Consider the following 1,768-nt stretch of genomic DNA (forward strand, 5'->3'; position numbering starts at 1 on the left):
TATGCGCCAGCTTTGTCGAAAGGTTTATAATTTTCAATATAGAAATCGATTTCTTGATCCGTCAAATCATCTGTTTCTACGTGGGTAACATCGGTTTGGGAAATGCTTTTCTGTGAATTTCTAATGGTAATTCCGGTGTAAACCTCATGGGTTTTTCCTGAAAGTTTTCTCAGCATTTGCTTTGCTTCTAAAGCATTTTTCGGTTTTCCTAACACTTCATTTTCCAGCGCTACAATGGTGTCTGCGGTAATCAGTACTTCCCCACTTTCTAGGTTTTTATAAGCATCTGCCTTTAAATCAGAAAGATATTCGGCGATTTTTTCGACCCGCAAATTTTCAGGATACACTTCATCACAATCTACAGAAACGACTTCAAAATCGAAACCTAAAGCTTTTAAAAGTTCTTTTCTTCTCGGGGAATTGGAGGCTAATAATATTTTCATTCTTTAATCTGAATTAAACGCTTTTGGTATCATCCTGAATCCAGGTGTCCTGAACTTTCATCACCTGCTCGATGACATCGCGCACTGCACCTTTGCCACCTTCGATGTTTGAGATATATGCGGAAACCGCTTTCACTTCAGGAACTGCATTTTTCGGACAGGTAGCGATACCCGAAGTTTTCATGATTCCTATGTCGGGAAGATCATCGCCCATGGTAAGGATTTCTTCGTTCTGCAGACCATATTTTTTGCGGAAATCTTCATATTTTTCTAATTTGTGGGATACTTTTGCATAATAATCTTCAATACCGAGGTAATGAATCCGGTTTCTTACAGCAGGATCGTCGCCGCCGGTGATTACGCAGATTTTATAATTGTTTTTTATGGCTTTTACCACGGCATAACCGTCGAGTACATTCATGACACGGCACATGCTTTTATCGGGCATCAGGTACACGCTTCCGTCGGTAAAAACTCCGTCAACATCGAATACGAAGGCTTTTATATTTTTAAGTTTCGCTTTATAACTCATACATTTTTTTTATAGAATCGTTCATGGTTTTATAGATTTTCAGATGCTCTTCGTTGCTGATTAAATCTTCATGAAGCTGCACCACCCGTTCATCGTTTCTTACCGCCGGTCCGGTTTGGGCAGATTTAGGATCAATTTCATGGATTTTCTGAACGGTTTCGTCAATAAGCGGTAAAAAATAACTGAAAGGAATCTGCTGACCATCGGAAATCTCCTTTGCTCTGGCAAAAAGATGATTCACAAAATTGCAGGCGAATACGGCGGTAAGATGAATATATTTTCTCTTTTCATAATCAGAAACCATTACATTTTCTGAAACCTGCGAAGCCAGATTTTTCAGCACTTCCAGATCTTCCTGGTTTTCTGCCTCCACAAAAAACGGAATCTCAGCATAATTAAGTTTCTTGGATTTAGAGAACGTTTGTAACGGATAAAAACTGGCCTTCCGGTAATTGCCTTCCAGAATTTCCTTCGGCAGCGAACCTGAAGTATGGGCGACCAGACAGTTTTCTTTACTTATTTTTTTTGAAATTTCTGCTGTTACATCATCTCTCACTGCGATTATGTAGAGGTCAGCCTCCATTATTTCATCTGTAGAATACGGAATATTGCAGTGTCCTGAAATTTCTTTCAGGGCTTTTTCGCTGCGGCCAAAAATCTGCGAAACACCAATTTTATTTTCACTAAAAGCTTGCGCTAAATGAAAGGCAACATTTCCCGAGCCCAGAATTACAATCTTCATGAAATTAAATATGAACAAATATAAATATTTTGCTTTGGACTGAAAATTGAA

At 38.8% G+C, this 1,768-nt stretch carries 3 protein-coding genes; all 3 read right to left on the minus strand.

From position 1 onward, the window contains the following. Positions 1-443: Maf family protein (locus V5N63_RS11785; protein ID WP_332034097.1), on the minus strand; the 443-nt coding region annotated here is incomplete at its 3' end. A 13-nt stretch (positions 444-456) separates the two neighbouring features. Beyond that, positions 457-975: a KdsC family phosphatase gene (locus tag V5N63_RS11790; RefSeq protein WP_332034098.1), complete on the minus strand. Its 519-nt coding sequence runs from the start codon at positions 973-975 to the stop codon at positions 457-459. Beyond that, positions 965-1,717: a Rossmann-like and DUF2520 domain-containing protein gene (locus V5N63_RS11795; protein ID WP_332034099.1), complete on the minus strand. Its 753-nt coding sequence runs from the start codon at positions 1,715-1,717 to the stop codon at positions 965-967. The genes V5N63_RS11790 and V5N63_RS11795 overlap by 11 nt, the downstream gene beginning before the upstream one ends. Positions 1,718-1,768: the final 51 nt, after the last annotated feature.

Source organism: Kaistella sp. (genome assembly GCF_032060305.1).
Taxonomy (GTDB): Bacteria; Bacteroidota; Bacteroidia; order Flavobacteriales; family Weeksellaceae; genus Kaistella; species Kaistella yananensis.